The following is a 16,899-nucleotide window of genomic DNA, read 5'->3' on the forward strand; positions in this document are numbered from 1 at the left end:
TCATAATATATGATACCTTCATAAAGATTATGGAACAATGAATCGCGAAGGAATGTACCGATGAGCGCTGATTTTCTCACCGACAGCCAGGTTCAGAATTATGGACGTTATGCCGCCGAGCCAAATGAAGTCCAGTTGGCGAGATATTTCCATCTTGATGAACGTGATCTGGATTTTGTTAATCATCGCCGGGGCAGACATAACCGGCTTGGAATTGCCCTTCAGCTCACGACAGCCCGGTTTCTGGGAACATTCATCAATGACGCCATGCAGATCCCCGCTGGCGTCCGGCACTATGTGGCGGCACAACTGGGTATTCCCCGCCCGGAGATATTGTCCCGTTATGCACAGAGAGAGAACACGCGCTGGGAGCATCACGCGCTCATCAGGCAGCATTATGGGTATCATGATTTTGGCGACCAGCCCTGGTCATTTCGGCTTAAGCGCCTGCTGTATGTCCGCGCCTGGCTCAGTAATGAACGTCCCGGCCTGATGTTTGATTTTGCCACAGCATGGCTGCTTCAGCACAAGGTGCTGTTGCCCGCCGCGTCCACCCTGACCAGGATCATTGGTGAAATCCGTGAGCGGGCAAATCGCCGCCTGTGGCGAAAGCTGGCATCGCTACCTGACAGCTGGCAGACCGCACAACTGGCAGGGTTACTTGAGATCCCTGAAGGGCAGCGGATGTCGGTTATGGAGCAGCTACGCAAAGGTCCTGTAACGGTTAGTGGGCCGTCTTTTACGGAAGCGCTAGAACGTTATACCCGACTGAGAAACCTGGAGTTTTCCCGGCTGAATTTTAGCGGGCTGCCGGCCATACAACTGCGTAATCTGGCCCGCTACGCCGGCATGGCATCAGCAAGGTATATCGCCAGAATGCCAGAAGCACGGCGGCTGGCTGTGCTGACCGCATTTGTTAAAGCGCAGGAAATAGCCGCCCTGGATGAAGCCGTTGATGTGCTTGATATGCTGATCCTGGACATCGCCCGTGAGGCAAAGAAAACGGGGCAGAAAAAGCGGCTCAGGACGCTGAAAGATCTCGATCGGGCAGCACTACTGCTGGCGCGGGCCTGTGCGCTTCTGCTTGACGAAAATACTGATGAGAGTGCGTTGCGAAAGACCATATTCAAAAGCGTGCCGGTCGCAAGGATTGCGGAGTCTGTTGATAAAGTTAATGAGCTGGCCCGCCCGCATAATACAAATTTTCAGGATGAAATGGTGGAGCAGTACGGCCGGGTGAAGCGCTTCCTTCCTGCGCTTCTGCGCGACCTGCACTTTTGTGCTGCTCCTGACGGTGAGCATACCCTGGCTGCTGTCCATTACCTTACCGAACTGAACGGTTCGAAAAAACGCATACTGGACGATGCGCCTGAACACATCATCACCGGCCCCTGGAAACGTCTGGTCTATGATACTGATGGCCGTATAGGGGTTCGCTTGGAAAACGGAATCTATGGTCACTCCCGTTTTTGCAACACCGATTTTGACGATAAATTGGCTTGCTTGAATCTATCCGGCGTCTGAATGGGATTTTATTCCCGCGCCTCGATGAGTTCCGCGCCTGATGAACCTCCAGAAAATATACGGCTTCAATGAGCCTTTCCGTTTTACAGGTTCCTCAACAGGCCGGTGGGCCGTTAGTATCATCAATATCAGTATTCGCAAAACCAGATCAGTGATTCTTTAAACCGGTGTATTTCTGCCGTTATGCTACATAAGTTTGCTGTCGTGCCGTTAGGGCCCAGGCTATTCTGGCCAGCTTGTTTGCCAGAGCACAAGTGACGACAAAGTTGCTTTTCCTACACAGTAGATCCCTGACCCAATCGGCCAATTTGCCAGACTGGTGTTCCAGTTTTTGTATGAATACCCTGGCACATTGAACCAACAAAGTTCGGATCTTTTTGTTACCTCGCTTACTAATTCCCAGCAATGTCGTCCGACCTCCCGTGCTGTACTGTCGAGGCACTAGCCCTGTTGCCGCCGCAAAGTCACGACTGCTGGCGTACTGCTTCCCGTCGCCAATCTCAGTTGAAATAGTACTCGCTGTCAGTGTTCCGACGCAGGGAATGCTCAGCAAGCGCTGTCCAATCTCATCTTCGTCCAACTTTCGTTTCAACTGGGATTCCAAATCTTTAATCTGCTCAACAAGATAGTGATAATGCTGTTGTAATTTCAGCAATAACTGGCTGAGGTATAGAGGCAAACTATTGTCCTCAAGAAGGGTACTCAGTCGGCTAATAACGGCAGCTCCTCGTGGAACGCTGATGCCAAATTCCAGCAGAAAAGCATGCATCTGATTGGTTGTTTTTACCTTATCCTGAACCAAGGATTCACGGACACGATGCAGCGCACGCATTGCCTGCTGAGATTCAGTTCTGGGCTGTACAAAACGCATAGACGGACGCGATGCAGCTTCACAAATAGCTTCGGCGTCGACAAAGTCGTTTTTGTTACTTTTAACGAATGGACGGACAAATTGTGGTGATATCAGCTTAGGAAAATGCCCCAACTCTTCCAACTTGCGTGCCATAAAGTGAGAGCCACCACAGGCTTCCATTGCGATGGTTGTAGCGGGGCATGTCGCCAAAAATTCGATTAACTTTGGCCGTGTAAATTTTTTACGGTAAACAGCCTTGCCGCGACGATCCTGGCAATGAATATGGAAAGAGTTTTTACCCAGATCGATACCAATGAGCGCAATGTTTTCCATGATAGTTCTCCGAATGAAAGCCTATCCTCAGCATAGTACCGGGAAGGAGGGAGTGACCATCTCATTAAATATCCCACGTTAAGCCTGTTTTTTAAGCAGGCTTATGTCGTTGCACTCATGCCGATTCAGAGTGGTCCATGTGATAGACGGCTAACGTCGACAATCCTGTCGTACCAGGCTGACGGTTTCATGCGCCCTTCATCATCGAGCTCATGGCACCATGCCTTTCCGGAGAACTCCAGACCATTCCGTCACACCACCTGACCAGTTCGCGGAGTTCAAGCATTTTGGGGGGACTTTCCGGTGTATCATCGGGTAACGGCAAGCCGGATGGGTTAAGCCTGTAAAACGAATCTATGGTGGTTTATTGTACATTGTGTGGTGCTGCCTTACTTATCAGTACCCTGTCGTTAAACTTCTACTTCTACTTCTACTTTTTCTAACAAAGATGAAATTTTTGTCCGCATTTCCCCGGTTCTGTTGTTCCTGTCATTAACCATTGAAGAAGTGTTAACATCAAACAAATTCGATATAACATATGTGTTTTTGACTTCCTGGTTTAGAAGCGCGATACTATTTATTCAACGCAGGAGATCCTAATGTCACCATTTTCAACACTACAACTCTTCAAAAATCTGTCAGATGAAACCCGTCTAGGCATCGTGTTAATGCTCAAAGAGATGGGAGAGCTATGCGTATGTGATCTCTGCACGGCGCTAGAGCAGTCGCAGCCTAAGATCTCCCGTCATCTGGCGATGCTACGTGAAAGCGGATTGTTGCTGGATCGCAAGAATGGGAAATGGGTTCACTACCGCTTATCTCCGCATATTCCTTCATGGGCTGCTCAGGTTATTGAGCAGGCCTGGTTAAGCCAACAGGACGACGTACAGGCCATCGCCCGTAAGCTGGCATCAGCTAACTGCTCTGGTAGCGGCAAAGCTGTTTGTATCTAAAAAATTTTCCTGAACATATATGATTTTTCAAATGTGAGGTGTTCGTGATGAAAACGTTAACGGTGTTTGACCCGGCTATGTGTTGCAGTACCGGTGTCTGCGGTACAGATATCGATCAGGTTCTGGTTGATTTTTCTGCGGATGTGCAGTGGCTAAAACAGCGTGGAATTCAGGTTGATCGTTATAACCTGGCACAGCAACCCATGAGCTTTGTACAGAACGAAAAAGCCAAAGCATTCCTTGAGGCATCCGGGGCTGAAGGGCTTCCATTGTTGTTGCTGGATGGAGAAATGGTGATGGCGGGGCGTTATCCGAAACGTGCAGAGCTGGCCCGCTGGTTCGGAATACCGCTGGAGAAAGTAGGATTAGCATCTAAAAGCTGCTGCGGTGGTAATACTTCTTGTTGCTGAAATGTCAGGAGGACATATGAAATTCTTACAGAATATCCCACCTTACCTGTTTTTTACCGGTAAAGGGGGCGTCGGTAAAACCTCTATTTCCTGTGCCACCGCTATCAGCCTGGCGGAACAAGGCAAGCGGGTTTTGCTTGTCAGCACCGATCCGGCTTCAAACGTAGGCCAGGTGTTCAGCCAGACTATTGGCAATACCATTCTGCCGGTGGCCTCTGTACCGGGTCTTTCAGCGCTGGAAATTGATCCTCAGGCCGCCGCCCAGGAATATCGGGCCAGAATCGTTGATCCTATCAAAGGCATTCTGCCGGATGATGTCGTTAACAGTATTAACGAACAGCTCTCTGGTGCATGTACCACCGAAATTGCAGCTTTTGATGAATTTACCGGTCTGTTGACTGACGCATCATTATTGACCCGCTTTGACCATATTATCTTTGATACCGCGCCAACCGGTCACACTATTCGTCTTCTCCAGTTGCCCGGTGCGTGGAGTAGCTTCATTGAGAGCAATCCTGATGGTGCTTCCTGTCTTGGCCCGATGGCAGGGCTGGAGAAACAGCGTGAGCAGTATTCACACGCCGTCCAGGCATTGTCTGATCCGGATCGTACGAGGCTGGTTTTAGTGGCTCGACTGCAAAAATCAACGCTTCAGGAAGTCGCCCGTACTCATGATGAGCTTGCGGCGATAGGTCTCAAAAATCAGTATCTGGTCATCAACGGCGTGTTACCTGAGACAGAAGCAGTCAACGATACTCTGGCGGCTGCAATATGGGGCCGGGAGCAGGAGGCGCTGGCAAGTCTTCCCGCTGGTCTGGACGCTCTCCCTACTGACACATTATTCCTTCAACCAGTGAATATGGTCGGTGTGTCTGCTTTAAGGGGACTTCTCACCTCCCAACCTGAGACGGCTTCATTTGCTGAAGTGTCCGCCCTGCAAAAACCAGCGATATCGTCGTTGTCTGCTCTGGTTGATGAGATTGCCCTTAATGAACACGGCCTGATTATGCTGATGGGTAAAGGTGGCGTGGGTAAAACAACCATGGCTGCGGCCATTGCAGTCAGACTGGCCGAAATGGGATTTGATGTGCATCTCACGACGTCAGATCCTGCTGCACACCTGAGCACAACCCTCAATGGAAGCCTCAATAACCTGCAGGTCAGCAGAATCGACCCTCATGATGAAACAGAACGTTATCGCCAGCATGTCCTTGAAACGAAAGGACGTGACCTGGATGAAGCAGGGAAACATCTGCTGGAAGAGGATTTACGCTCTCCGTGTACCGAAGAGATTGCTGTGTTCCAGGCCTTCTCACGGGTGATCCGTGAAGCGGGTAAACGGTTTGTCGTCATGGATACGGCACCGACAGGACATACATTGTTGCTGCTTGATGCTACCGGGGCATACCACCGGGAGATAGCAAAGAAAATGGGAGATAAAGGCCATTTCTCTACGCCAATGATGCAGCTTCAGGATCCGGAAAGAACAAAAGTATTACTGGTCACTCTGCCGGAAACGACCCCCGTTCTTGAGGCTGCAAATTTACAAGCCGATCTTGAACGTGCCGGGATTCATCCATGGGGCTGGATTATCAATAACAGTCTTTCCATCGCTGAAACCCGTTCACCGCTGCTTCGTCAGCGCTCGCAGCAGGAACTGCCTCAAATCGAGGCTGTAAAGAACCAGCATGCTACCCGTGTTGCACTGGTTCCTGTTCTTGCGGCAGAGCCAACCGGTATAGACAAACTCAAACAGCTCGCAGGTTAATTTTTACTATATACAGGGCAGTCATGCTGCCCTGTCAGGAGGTTTTATGTTACTGGCAGGAGCAATTTTCATCCTGACCATCGTGTTGGTTATCTGGCAGCCGAAGGGGTTAGGGATTGGCTGGAGCGCCATATTTGGCGCAATACTGGCACTCATATCTGGTGTAGTACACATTACCGACATTCTGGTGGTATGGAATATCGTCTGGAACGCCACAGCAACCTTTATTGCCGTGATTATCATCAGTTTGCTGCTGGATGAGTCTGGCTTTTTTGAATGGGCAGCATTGCATGTTTCCCGCTGGGGAAATGGCCGGGGTCGCCTGCTGTTTACTTATATCGTTCTGCTCGGTGCTGCGGTAGCAGCGCTATTTGCCAATGATGGTGCAGCTCTCATCCTGACGCCGATCGTTATTGCCATGTTGCTGGCTCTGGGATTCAGTAAAAGCGCTACGCTGGCATTTGTAATGGCTGCAGGGTTTATTGCCGATACCGCCAGCCTGCCGCTGATTGTGTCGAACCTGGTCAATATTGTTTCTGCTGACTTCTTCCATCTGGGATTCACGGAATATGCCTCCGTGATGGTGCCTGTGGATATTGCCGCCATTATTGCCACGCTGGTGATGCTGCATCTGTTTTTCCGCAAAGATATCCCACCGACCTATGATCTGAACCGACTGAAAGAACCGGCTCTTGCTATCAAAGACCCGGCGACGTTCAGAACTGGCTGGATTGTATTAATCCTTCTGCTGGTAGGTTTTTTTGTGCTTGAGCCGCTGGGTATTCCTGTCAGCGCTATTGCGGCTGTGGGTGCTGCTATCCTCTTTTTCGTGGCTAAAAAAGGTCATGCCATTAACACCGGTAAAGTCCTGCGTGGTGCACCGTGGCAGATTGTGATTTTCTCACTGGGAATGTATCTGGTTGTTTATGGGTTGCGTAATGCCGGGCTGACAGAATACCTCTCTGGCGTATTGAATTTATTTGCAGACAAAGGACTTTGGGCTGCCACATTTGGCACGGGATTCCTGACAGCATTCCTGTCATCCATCATGAACAACATGCCTACTGTATTGATTGGCGCATTGTCGATCGATGGCAGCACCGCATCGGGTGTCATCAAAGAAGCAATGATTTATGCCAATGTCATCGGTTGCGATCTGGGACCTAAAATTACGCCTATTGGTAGCCTGGCAACGCTACTCTGGCTGCATGTACTTTCACAGAAGAACATGACAATCACCTGGGGATACTATTTCCGCACCGGGATTATCATGACTCTGCCTGTGCTGTTTGTAACGCTGGCCGCGCTGGCGCTACGTCTCTCTTTCACTTTGTAATGAGATACTGATATGAGCAACATTACCATTTATCACAACCCAGCCTGCGGCACCTCTCGCAACACGCTTGAGATGATCCGTAACAGCGGTACAGAGCCGACCGTTATTCATTATCTTGAGACACCACCATCACGCGATGAACTGGTTAAACTTATTGCGGATATGGGGATCACAGTACGAGCGCTGCTGCGTAAGAATGTCGAACCTTTTGAAGCGTTAGGGCTGGCGGAAGACCGTTTTACTGATGATCAGTTAATCGACTTTATGTTACAGCATCCTATCCTGATTAACCGCCCGATCGTGGTGACGCCACTGGGGACCCGGCTGTGTCGTCCTTCAGAAGTGGTGCTGGATATTCTTCCGGATGCACAGAAACACGCGTTCACCAAAGAAGATGGTGAAAAAGTCGTTGATGATGCAGGTAAACGACTGAAATAAATCCTAAGGGGCATTTGCCCCTTTATATTTTACTTTGCCAGCCACCTTTGATGCTGCTGTTCATGGCGGCATTGTTCTGCCTTTAATGAGTCATGTGCAAAAAGGAGTGATGCCTGTACAAGGGAAGGTGCGAACAAGTTCCTGATATGAGATCATCATATTCATCCGGAGCGCATCCCAGAGGGACATCATGAGCCATCAACTCACCTTCGCCGATAGTGAATTCAGCACTAAGCGCCGTCAGACCCGAAAAGAGATTTTCCTCTCCCGCATGGAGCAGATTCTGCCATGGCAGAATATGACCGCTGTCATCGAGCCGTTTTATCCCAAGGCGGGCAATGGCCGACGGCCCTATCCGCTGGAGACCATGCTGCGTATTCACTGCATGCAGCATTGGTACAACCTGAGCGACGGTGCCATGGAAGATGCCCTGTACGAAATCGCCTCCATGCGCCTGTTTGCCCGATTATCCCTGGATAGCGCCCTGCCGGATCGCACCACCATCATGAATTTCCGCCACCTGCTCGAGCAGCATCAACTGGCCCGTCAATTGTTCAAGACCATCAATCGCTGGCTGGCCGAAGCAGGCGTCATTATGACCCAAGGCACTTTGGTGGATGCCACCATCATTGAGGCACCCAGCTCTACCAAGAACAAAGAGCAGCAACGCGATCCGGAGATGCATCAGACCAAGAAAGGCAATCAGTGGCACTTTGGCATGAAGGCCCACATTGGTGTCGATGCCAAGAGTGGCCTGACCCACAGCCTAGTCACCACCGCGGCCAACGAGCATGACCTCAATCAGCTGGGTAATCTGCTTCATGGAGAGGAGCAATTTGTCTCAGCCGATGCCGGCTACCAAGGAGCGCCACAGCGCGAGGAGCTGGCCGAGGTGGATGTGGACTGGCTGATCGCCGAGCGTCCCGGCAAGGTAAAAACCTTGAAGCAGCATCCGCGCAAGAACAAAACGGCCATCAACATCGAATACATGAAAACCAGCATCCGTGCCAAGGTGGAGCACCCGTTTCGCATCATCAAGCGGCAGTTCGGCTTCGTGAAAGCCAGATACAAGGGGCTGCTGAAAAACGATAACCAACTGGCAATGTTATTCACCCTGGCCAACCTGTTTCGGGTGGACCAAATGATACGTCAGTGGGAGAGATCTCAGTAAAAACCGGAAATAACGCCAGAAATGGTGGAAAAAATAGCCTAAATAGGCTGATTCGATGTGTTTGCGGGAAAAAAATCGGCCCAGATCCGCGAAATTTTAATCAGCGAGTCAGCTTGGGAAGAAATGACCTGCTTATTCGCACCTTCCTTAGCCACTACCTGCCCGACACTGTGGGTGAGGATTTATCGCTGTATTTTGCCCGGGAGTCAGGGGTGCTTCTTGAAGGGGGCTTGCTGTTTGTCGACAATGGGGAAGGACATATCCGGTTAAATCTGGCGTGCCCACGGACTATGCTGACAGCAGGGATGAAAAGAATTTCACAGGTACTGCGGACACCGGCCCCTAACAGGGTATAACCCCTTTCTCTTTGGCCGTTTGTCCTGTCAGGATGTCGTCAGAACCCGGCATAACACCCTGTGCCGGGAACAAAAAAGGCACGGATGAACAGGTTGTGAATATCCTGAGTGAAGCCTGCTGATGACATTTCTGGCGACAAAAAAATGCCGCCCTTAAGGGGCGGCTTATGCCAGCGTCACGGGGTTATCGTCTGACCGCCATGATGCCCGCATCGACATCCCAGATAGCGCCCGTCACCCATGAGGTTTTGTCAGACAACAGGAAGAGAATAGTGTTTGCCACATCTTCGGCAGTTCCGACGCGTCCCAGCGGGTGGAAATCGTTCAGCGACTTCATAGCATCTGCGATATCCGCTTTGTCCATGAAGCCTTCGTATATCGGCGTATGAACAATCCCGGGAGACACCGCGTTGACACGAATACCCGCGCTGGCCAGCTCAATCGCCAGATTACGCGTCAGGGCATGCAGACCCGCTTTTGCCATTGAATAGGCCGAGGCCGGCGAGTCACCCAGTGCAGCCTGAGCACCAATCGAACCGACGTTGACGATAGACCCTTCGAGCTTCGCGGCGAGCATGTTCTTCACGACATCCTGTGTAATAAAGAACGTGGCTCGGTTCAGCGAAAGATACATGTCATAATCGGCAAAGCTGTGCTCGGTAAATCCTTTGGGCATGAAGATACCGGCGGCATTCACCATCAGGCTGATATCGCGATGGTGAGCATTAATTTCCTGACGGATAGTTTCCATACCTTCTTCGGTCATCAGGTTCGCCGCGATGACCGCAACCGGTCCCAGAGGGCTCAGTTCTTTTTGCACCGCTTCGGCTTTGTCTTTTTTATTCCCGGTCAGCACGACACTGCCGCCCGCTTCCAGTACCATGCGTGCCACGGCCAGGCCCATGCCGCTGGTACCGCCGACGACGAGCAGTTTTTTACCTTTGAAAAAAGTGTTCATTTTCTGACTCCATTACTGGTGGGTAAGACGTTGCCGGCAGCGTGAAACTGCCGGCGGTTGACGGATTAAATACTGCAGCCATCCGTTCCGCAGGTCTGACCCGCAGTGGCTGAAAATTCGGTTTGCTGTTCATCCCAGACCTGACGCAGGGCATTCAAAAAGTTATCTGCTGCCTGAGCCCCGCTGATGGCATATTTTTCGTTCATCACAAAAACCGGAACGCCGCTGAGGCCAATAGACTGTGCGTGGGCTTCATCGTCGGAAACGGTGGCGCGAAAATCGTCATTTTCCAGGGCGGCTTCAGCGTCAGCTTTCGGCATACCGGCTTCTACGGCCATGGCAACGAGCTGCTGACGGTCAAAGAGAGAGCGACCTTCGGTGATACTGCCATGATAAAAACGTTCTTCCACCGCGTCCGCAATTCCGGCCTTACGCGCGGCAACCAGCAGGGTGTGTGCATCTTCTGTATCACCAAACATCATGCCGTCGAAGTTGTAGATCAGACCTTCAGATTTACCGGCGGTGCCCACCTGATTCATCATCAGCTCCGCTGAATGCTGACTGCCCAGCTTTTTAACGATGGCATCCTTAAAAGGCATCGCGGGAGTACCACCGGCCAGACGGTAGCTGTGATGGCGGATCACCACCTGGTCGCGAAATTCAAAGCGATTCAGACCCTGTTCAAATCTTTTTTTAGCAATCCAGCACCACGGGCAGACCAAATCTGACCAGATATCGATGGTAAGGGTGGGTTTCAGCGTTTGCATAATGATTCCTCAAAGACGTTGGGCGGTCGGATCTCACTTATCAGAGAACCGCGACCGTATGGGATTTATTGCGCCTGCCAGACCGGGTAATCGGTATAGCCTTTTTCCGGGGAACCACTGACGCCGTAGTAGGTGGCGCGGTCACTTTCTGCCAGTGGCCAGCCGTTTTGCATTCTTTCAACCAGATCCGGGTTAGCGATGTAGGGCACACCAAATGCCACCAGATCCAGCTCATCATCTTCCAGAGCCTGCTCTGCGATATCACGGGTAAAACCGCCGGCAGCGATGATGGTGCCTTTAAACGTGTTGCGAAAACGGCGGCGGAAGCCTTCCGGAAGTGGCGCTTTGGTGTACACCGGCTGATAGTAAAGGTGTACGTAGGCCAGTTCCCGCTGACCGAGCGCGTCGGTGATGGCTGACCAGGTTTGCTCTTCACCTTCATACGGCGCGAGGTCATAAATGCGGCCGAACGGTGACAGGCGCACGGCAACGTGGCTGTTACCCACAGCTTCCGCCACGGCGTCAATGGTCTCCAGCAGGAAACGCTGACGATTTTCCACCGAGCCGCCGTATTCGTCGGTGCGGGTGTTCAGTTCGCTACTGAGGAACTGGTCAAAGATGAATCCGTTTGCCGCCATGATTTCCACGCCGTCAAAGCCGGCTTCCATCGCCAGGCGTGCGGAGTGCACGAAGTCTGCAGTGATGCGTTTAACTTCATGCGTTTCCAGCGCGCGTGGCTGGCTTGGTACAACCGGGCCCGGTTCTCCGGATTCGGTCAGCGCAAAAACGGTGGTATTGACCGCCTGAACGGTGCCCGCTGAAACCGGCGCTATGTGGCCTGGCTGAAGAGAGACGTGAGACATACGGCCGACGTGCCAGAGCTGCGCGAAAATACAGCCACCTTTGGCGTGAACCGCTTGTGTCACCTTACGCCAGCCCTGGACGTGTTCGTCGTTGTAGATACCAGGGGTATAAAGGTAACCCCGGCCTTCTTCTGAAACCGGCATCCCTTCGGTGATGAGCAGGCCAGCAGAAGCACGCTGTGCATAGTACAAAGCCACGACCTCATCCGGCACGTCATTCATGGTGCGGGTGCGGGTCATCGGTGCCATGACTACACGGTTTTTTAACGCCAGGCCAGACAGATTGTAGGGGGTGAAAAGCTTACTCATCGTATACCTCACAAAAAACAAAAAGGAGTATCCCGGCAGGGATTTGCACAGCCCGGCAGTATCATCGACTGGACGTCGCGCACTGGAGTTGCATAAACATCTGATGGGTGGCAATATACCAACCATCTAGTAGGTAGGTCAATGGGTGTGTCGTATTTTTTTGTCATAACGCAGCCATTTCTGAATTGTCACTCATTTTGCGAGGTCATCACCATGCGTACATTAACAGCTTATAACGAAGATAATTTCCGCCAGATAGAGCAGTACAAAGGAATATCGGTGGTACGTTTCTCTGCACCCTGGTGTCCGCCCTGTCAGGCCAGCGAAGAAATGTTCAGTCAGTTTGCAGACCGGCTCGATGGAGATATTCAGGTGGGGAAAGTCAATGTAGATCAGGCGCCGGTGCTGACAACCAAATACGAGATCTGGGGGCTGCCGTCTGTGCTGATATTTCATGAAGGGCAATTAGTTAAACGCATACCGGGTGTGAAACCTGCATCGGTATATGCTCAGGCTATTGCGGACATAAAAAAAGGGCAGTAATGCCCTTTTAACGTGGAATTTATTAATGCTTAACCGCGTGCCTGACCGACGGCATCCAGAGTGCGGGCTGAATAAATGACCGCCGCGCCAGCGTTGAGGTTAATCGCCACGCCCAGCGCTTCAGCAATTTCAGCGTCGGTTGCACCGGCTTTCACAGCGGCGTCGGCGTGAAAAGCAATACAGCCGTCGCAGCGGGTTGTGACTGCGCACGCCAGGGCAATGAGTTCACGCACTTTTGCGCCCAAAAGGTCAGTTTTGTTACCTGCGTTGCCCAGGGCAACCACGCCTTTCATGGTCTCGGGGGTCAGTTTGCCCAACTCGCCTAAACGTTGCATTAACTCTGAGCGATAGTTGTTCCAGTCCAGCATAGTGTCATTCTCCTGAATGAGGGGTATTAAGAAGCAGTTTTATATACTTAAGGCTGTTGGCGAAGACTTCGGGTCTGGCCGTTGCATGCGCCACTACGCTTGAGCCTTCACAGACATTAATGATCATCAAAGCAATATCTGATGGTTCGGCATGGGATGAAAACTCACCTGACTCCATGCCCGCCCTGACGACTTTTGTGAGCCACTCGATTTGCATATCGAAATAAAGTGATGTCTGTACAGTAATTGCCTGAGGCAGATTGGCGGTCTCTGCTGACAACGCACAACACAGTGGCAGTAGCGAAGCTTTATGGCTTTGCGCGAAGATATCGATGTAAGCCGCAATTCTTCTCTCCGCGCTTTTCTCAGTCGCCTCTATCTGCTCAAATACGCGTTGTGTATCAGAGAACGCCTGTATTACCACCTGCTCACCCAGAATATCTTTGGTCGGGAAATGGTGATGAATACTGGCCTTGGTGATACCCACTATTTTTGATAAATCAGCATAGCTGAATGCTGAATACCCTTTTTCGCGCATCAGGTGTTCTGCTTCGCTGAGCAGCCGTTCCCGTGTCATGGTTGTCATAATTACTCCATATAATCTACTAGTTGATAGATTATATTGTTGCTATTTTTCCGTAGCAAGTTGTATCACTGACTCAGTATCGTGCAGAGCTGAACGTCACTGCCATCCTGCATTCTGAATGGCAGCATTACATCTCTGACATCACGCCAGGCGTGTAATCATTTCAACCGGATTAGCCAGAGTATCGTGGATTGGCGAATTCTTTTGCATTTCGCTGACCAGCGCTTCTAACTCCTCGCGACTGGCGGTCTTGCTCGTAAGGTGAACATCGACGCGAATAGATTTCGCACCTTTACGCACGTTGCTGTCCAGCCCAAGGAAGCCGTTGAGGTTGATATCGAAATTAAGATCCAGCTCGATACCGTCCAGGTCGATCCCTTTTTCAGCAGCCATCATGGTAAGGGTGGCGGTATAACAGCCAGCCAGCGCCTGCATGATGTATTCAGTCGGGCTCATGCCGGTATCGGTGCCGAGTAAACCTGCGGGTTCATCACCGATATTAGAAAATTTCCCCACACGGCTGGTATCGATAACGCCGTTCTGGATTGTGGCGCCGGTCTCTGTGCGAACGGTTAATCCGCCGCTGGAACGGGCTTTCATCTGGAAAGTCAGGTTACCCAGGCCAGGCTGGCTGCGAACTGCTTCACGGGTATTGTGGATCGCAGCTGCGTCTGCAGAAGGTTTAACGGTAGTAGACATAATGGCTCCTGTAATTTCTTGATAAAAGGTATAGCTGGTGTAATCAGTACCAACCATCTAGTTGGTAGATTAATGTCGCGAACCTCTTTTGTCTACTCTTTTATAAAAAATAGGGGGAAAAGAACCCAGCAGGCTGTTTTATTTCATAATAACCATTTGATTTTTTTTATAATCTTCCCAGCCGCTCACTCTTGCAGCAATCCAGCCTTTACCCGAAGGATAGTCTGGCGGGTGGTATTAAATTCCCGGGCAATAGCACTGATACTGATGCCAGCATTTAGGCGCTCTGTCACTGTTTGCTTTTGTTCCTCGCTCAGGATGGGGGGGCGACCGAAGCGTTTTCCAGCCGCTTTTGCCCTCGCAATACCTGAATACGTTCGCTCAAGCAGCAAATCTCGCTCAAACTCCGCTACAGCAGAAATTACCTGCATAGTCATTTTTCCGGCCGGACTGGTCAAGTCAACACCTCCGAGTGCGAGACAATGAACGCGAATATCTAAAGCCGCCAGTTGCTCTACTGTTTTTCGGATATCCATCGCATTACGACCCAGACGGTCAAGTTTGGTGACAATCAGTACATCCCCATTTTCCATGCGATCTAGCAACCGGATAAATCCGGGGCGTTCGCTGGCAGCAACCGAGCCACTGATATGCTCCTCAATAAGTCGTTGGGATCTGATGGCAAAACCCGCCGCTTCAATTTCACGACGCTGGTTTTCTGTGGTCTGTTCCAGAGTTGAGACCCTGCAGTAGGCAAAAACACGTGACATGGGAAACTTTCCGTACGAAATGGATGTCCGAATTATAACGTGTGTCCGAAATTAATTTCACTAAGTTTCGGACATGTGCTGTAAGTGGTGTACGAAACCGACCGGTTTCGGTCACAGCGAACAAATAACAGATGAAAACTATACGCGAGGGAAGCATTTATGCCACGGCGACAGATACTGAGCAGTGAAGAGCAGGAACGCTTACTGGTTATACCAGATGATGAAATTATTCTGACCCGAATGTGTTTTCTGAACGAACCGGATATTGCGCTCATTAATAAGCACCGACGGCCAGCGAATCGCCTGGGCTTTGCTGTATTACTCTGTTATCTGCGTGGACCTGGATTTATTCCGGACAAAAGCAGTGCTCCTCACAATGGCGTTGTATCCAGGGTTGCTTCCCGACTGAAACTTCAGCCTGATTTATGGCCGGAATATGCATCCAGAGAGCAAACCCGCTGGGAACATCTGACCGAACTTTATCGCTACCTGGAACTATCCCCGTTCAGCCGGTCAATGCAAAAAGACTGTATCCGCCATCTGCACCCCTATGCCATGCGAACTGACAAAGGATTTATGCTGGCGGAAGAAATGCTCAGCTGGCTACATAACAATAATGTTATTTTCCCTTCTGTTGAAGTGATCGAACGGACGCTTGCCGAAGTCGTCACGCTCGCTAACAGATCGGTATTTTCGACACTTACCGCGCAACTGGAAAAGCAGCATAAATCAGCACTCGACAGCCTGCTCATATCAGAGGGTGAACAACCTTCCCGTCTGGCATTGCTGCTACAGCCTCCGGGTAAAATAAACGGTAAAAATGTGCTGCAACATATCGACCGGCTTAATTCCATCGCTGCGCTGGGGTTGCCTGATGGTATTGCACTTTCCGTTCACCAGAACAGGTTGCTTAAACTGGCGCGTGAGGGCCGGAAAATGAGCAGCAGGGACCTGGCAAAATTCACCGATGTCAGACGTTACGCTACGCTGGTTTGTATAATAACAGAGGCCAGGGCCACCCTGACTGACGAAGTGATTGATCTGCACGAGCGTATCCTGGGTAGTCTGTTCAGCAGGGCAAAACGCACGCAGGCCGAACGGCTCCAGCAAACGGGAAAGCTTATTCAGAGCAAGCTGAAGCAGTACGTTACCGTCGGGCAGGCGTTACTTAACGCCAGAGAATCCGGGGAAGATCCCTGGACTGCAATAGAAGATGTCCTTCCCTGGCAGGAATTCATCAACAGCGTGGAAGAAACGCGGTTTCTTTCCCGTAAGGGCAATTTCGACGCGCTTCATCTGATCACCGAAAAATACAGTACGTTGCGTAAATATGCCCCGCGTATGCTGTCAGCATTGCAGTTCATGGCGACACCTGCGGCGCAGGCGCTCAGCGATGCGCTGGACACCATAACGGAAATGTACCGTAAACAACTTCGTAAAGTGCCGCCATCAGCGCCAACAGGGTTTATCCCTGAAAGCTGGCGAAAACTGGTGCTCACGCCTTCAGGCATCGACCGCAAGTACTACGAGTTTTGCGTACTGAATGAACTCAAGGGTGCATTACGTTCCGGTGATATCTGGGTAAAAGGATCGCGCCGCTACAAAAATTTTGATGATTATCTCATCCCGACTGCTGAGTTTGAGAAATCCCGACATAATGACCAGTTACAGTTGGCCGTTCAGACCGATAGCCAGGCATACCTTCAGGCCCGTATGACTCTTCTTGCATCTCGGCTGGAAGAAGTTAACGCGATGGCGCTTGCCGGTGATTTGCCCGATGTAGATATCTCAGATAAAGGCGTAAAAATCACTCCACTGGAGAACAGCGTTCCTTCAGGTGTTTCGCCCTTTGCAGGTTTGGTCTATGGCATGCTTCCCCATCCGAAAATTACGG

General features: G+C 50.9%; 16 protein-coding genes and 2 pseudogenes. 9 read left to right on the plus strand and 9 right to left on the minus strand.

Annotation, left to right across the window (positions count from 1 at the left end):
• Positions 1 to 60: 60 nt before the first annotated feature.
• Positions 61 to 1,428, plus strand: a pseudogene (locus ACOXYR_RS00545) (DUF4158 domain-containing protein); the annotation flags it as partial.
• A gap of 277 nt (positions 1,429 to 1,705) precedes the next feature.
• On the opposite strand, the gene ACOXYR_RS00550 reads toward ACOXYR_RS00545, so the two are convergent.
• Entirely contained in the window at positions 1,706 to 2,710 is a 1,005-nt protein-coding gene (locus tag ACOXYR_RS00550; protein ID WP_000427620.1) for an IS110-like element IS4321 family transposase, read from the minus strand.
• Positions 2,711 to 2,906: 196 nt separating this feature from the next.
• Positions 2,907 to 3,047, minus strand: a pseudogene (locus tag ACOXYR_RS00555) (NADPH-dependent FMN reductase); the annotation flags it as partial.
• 262 nt (positions 3,048 to 3,309) lie between these two features.
• On the opposite strand from ACOXYR_RS00555, the gene arsR reads away from it, so the two are divergent.
• The 6 genes from arsR (at position 3,310) to ACOXYR_RS00585 (ending at position 8,786) form a co-directional block, all read left to right on the plus strand.
• Positions 3,310 to 3,663 carry an As(III)-sensing metalloregulatory transcriptional repressor ArsR gene (gene arsR, locus ACOXYR_RS00560; protein ID WP_031591996.1) on the plus strand — a complete coding sequence of 118 codons (354 nt, stop codon included), beginning with the start codon at positions 3,310 to 3,312 and terminating at the stop codon, positions 3,661 to 3,663.
• A gap of 47 nt (positions 3,664 to 3,710) precedes the next feature.
• Positions 3,711 to 4,073, plus strand: coding sequence for an arsenite efflux transporter metallochaperone ArsD (gene arsD, locus ACOXYR_RS00565; protein ID WP_031591995.1), 363 nt, complete (start codon positions 3,711 to 3,713; stop codon positions 4,071 to 4,073).
• 16 nt (positions 4,074 to 4,089) lie between these two features.
• A complete protein-coding gene (gene arsA, locus ACOXYR_RS00570; RefSeq protein WP_031591994.1) occupies positions 4,090 to 5,841 on the plus strand; it encodes an arsenical pump-driving ATPase in 1,752 nt (583 codons plus the stop codon).
• Positions 5,842 to 5,887: 46 nt separating this feature from the next.
• Positions 5,888 to 7,177: an arsenic transporter gene (locus ACOXYR_RS00575; protein WP_031591992.1), complete on the plus strand. Its 1,290-nt coding sequence runs from the start codon at positions 5,888 to 5,890 to the stop codon at positions 7,175 to 7,177.
• A gap of 12 nt (positions 7,178 to 7,189) precedes the next feature.
• Entirely contained in the window at positions 7,190 to 7,615 is a 426-nt protein-coding gene (gene arsC, locus ACOXYR_RS00580; protein WP_031591991.1) for a glutaredoxin-dependent arsenate reductase, read from the plus strand.
• A 190-nt stretch (positions 7,616 to 7,805) separates the two neighbouring features.
• Positions 7,806 to 8,786, plus strand: a complete 981-nt coding sequence (locus ACOXYR_RS00585) for an IS5-like element ISKpn26 family transposase (RefSeq protein ID WP_032742911.1) — start codon at positions 7,806 to 7,808, stop codon at positions 8,784 to 8,786.
• A gap of 540 nt (positions 8,787 to 9,326) precedes the next feature.
• Here ACOXYR_RS00585 and ACOXYR_RS00590 read toward each other — a convergent pair.
• The 3 genes from ACOXYR_RS00590 to ACOXYR_RS00600 form a co-directional block, all read right to left on the minus strand.
• Positions 9,327 to 10,100: an SDR family NAD(P)-dependent oxidoreductase gene (locus ACOXYR_RS00590; RefSeq protein WP_004729618.1), complete on the minus strand. Its 774-nt coding sequence runs from the start codon at positions 10,098 to 10,100 to the stop codon at positions 9,327 to 9,329.
• Between the two features lie 65 nt (positions 10,101 to 10,165).
• A complete protein-coding gene (locus ACOXYR_RS00595; RefSeq protein WP_001194072.1) occupies positions 10,166 to 10,867 on the minus strand; it encodes a DsbA family oxidoreductase in 702 nt (233 codons plus the stop codon).
• Positions 10,868 to 10,932: 65 nt separating this feature from the next.
• Positions 10,933 to 12,039, minus strand: a complete 1,107-nt coding sequence (locus tag ACOXYR_RS00600; RefSeq protein ID WP_023287189.1) for an alkene reductase — start codon at positions 12,037 to 12,039, stop codon at positions 10,933 to 10,935.
• A gap of 213 nt (positions 12,040 to 12,252) precedes the next feature.
• On the opposite strand from ACOXYR_RS00600, the gene ACOXYR_RS00605 reads away from it, so the two are divergent.
• Entirely contained in the window at positions 12,253 to 12,582 is a 330-nt protein-coding gene (locus tag ACOXYR_RS00605; RefSeq protein ID WP_008502229.1) for a thioredoxin family protein, read from the plus strand.
• A 29-nt stretch (positions 12,583 to 12,611) separates the two neighbouring features.
• Here ACOXYR_RS00605 and ACOXYR_RS00610 read toward each other — a convergent pair whose 3' ends face one another.
• From ACOXYR_RS00610 to ACOXYR_RS00625, 4 genes are all read right to left on the minus strand, one after another.
• Complete coding sequence (locus ACOXYR_RS00610) at positions 12,612 to 12,950, minus strand: carboxymuconolactone decarboxylase family protein (protein ID WP_000888080.1); 339 nt, start codon at positions 12,948 to 12,950, stop codon at positions 12,612 to 12,614.
• Positions 12,951 to 12,954: 4 nt separating this feature from the next.
• A complete protein-coding gene (locus ACOXYR_RS00615; RefSeq protein WP_000210409.1) occupies positions 12,955 to 13,536 on the minus strand; it encodes a TetR/AcrR family transcriptional regulator in 582 nt (193 codons plus the stop codon).
• A 141-nt stretch (positions 13,537 to 13,677) separates the two neighbouring features.
• The gene (locus ACOXYR_RS00620) at positions 13,678 to 14,235 is read right to left on the minus strand and encodes an OsmC family protein (protein WP_000108589.1); all 558 of its coding nucleotides are present in this window, start codon (positions 14,233 to 14,235) and stop codon (positions 13,678 to 13,680) included.
• A gap of 185 nt (positions 14,236 to 14,420) precedes the next feature.
• Positions 14,421 to 15,005 carry a recombinase family protein gene (locus ACOXYR_RS00625; protein WP_012695450.1) on the minus strand — a complete coding sequence of 195 codons (585 nt, stop codon included), beginning with the start codon at positions 15,003 to 15,005 and terminating at the stop codon, positions 14,421 to 14,423.
• 159 nt (positions 15,006 to 15,164) lie between these two features.
• On the opposite strand from ACOXYR_RS00625, the gene ACOXYR_RS00630 reads away from it, so the two are divergent.
• Positions 15,165 to 16,899 (plus strand): Tn3 family transposase (locus ACOXYR_RS00630; protein WP_421501783.1); only part of this gene is annotated, 1,735 nt, incomplete at its 3' end.

Source organism: Pseudocitrobacter faecalis (assembly GCF_965231525.1).
Taxonomy (GTDB): Bacteria; Pseudomonadota; Gammaproteobacteria; order Enterobacterales; family Enterobacteriaceae; genus Pseudocitrobacter; species Pseudocitrobacter faecalis.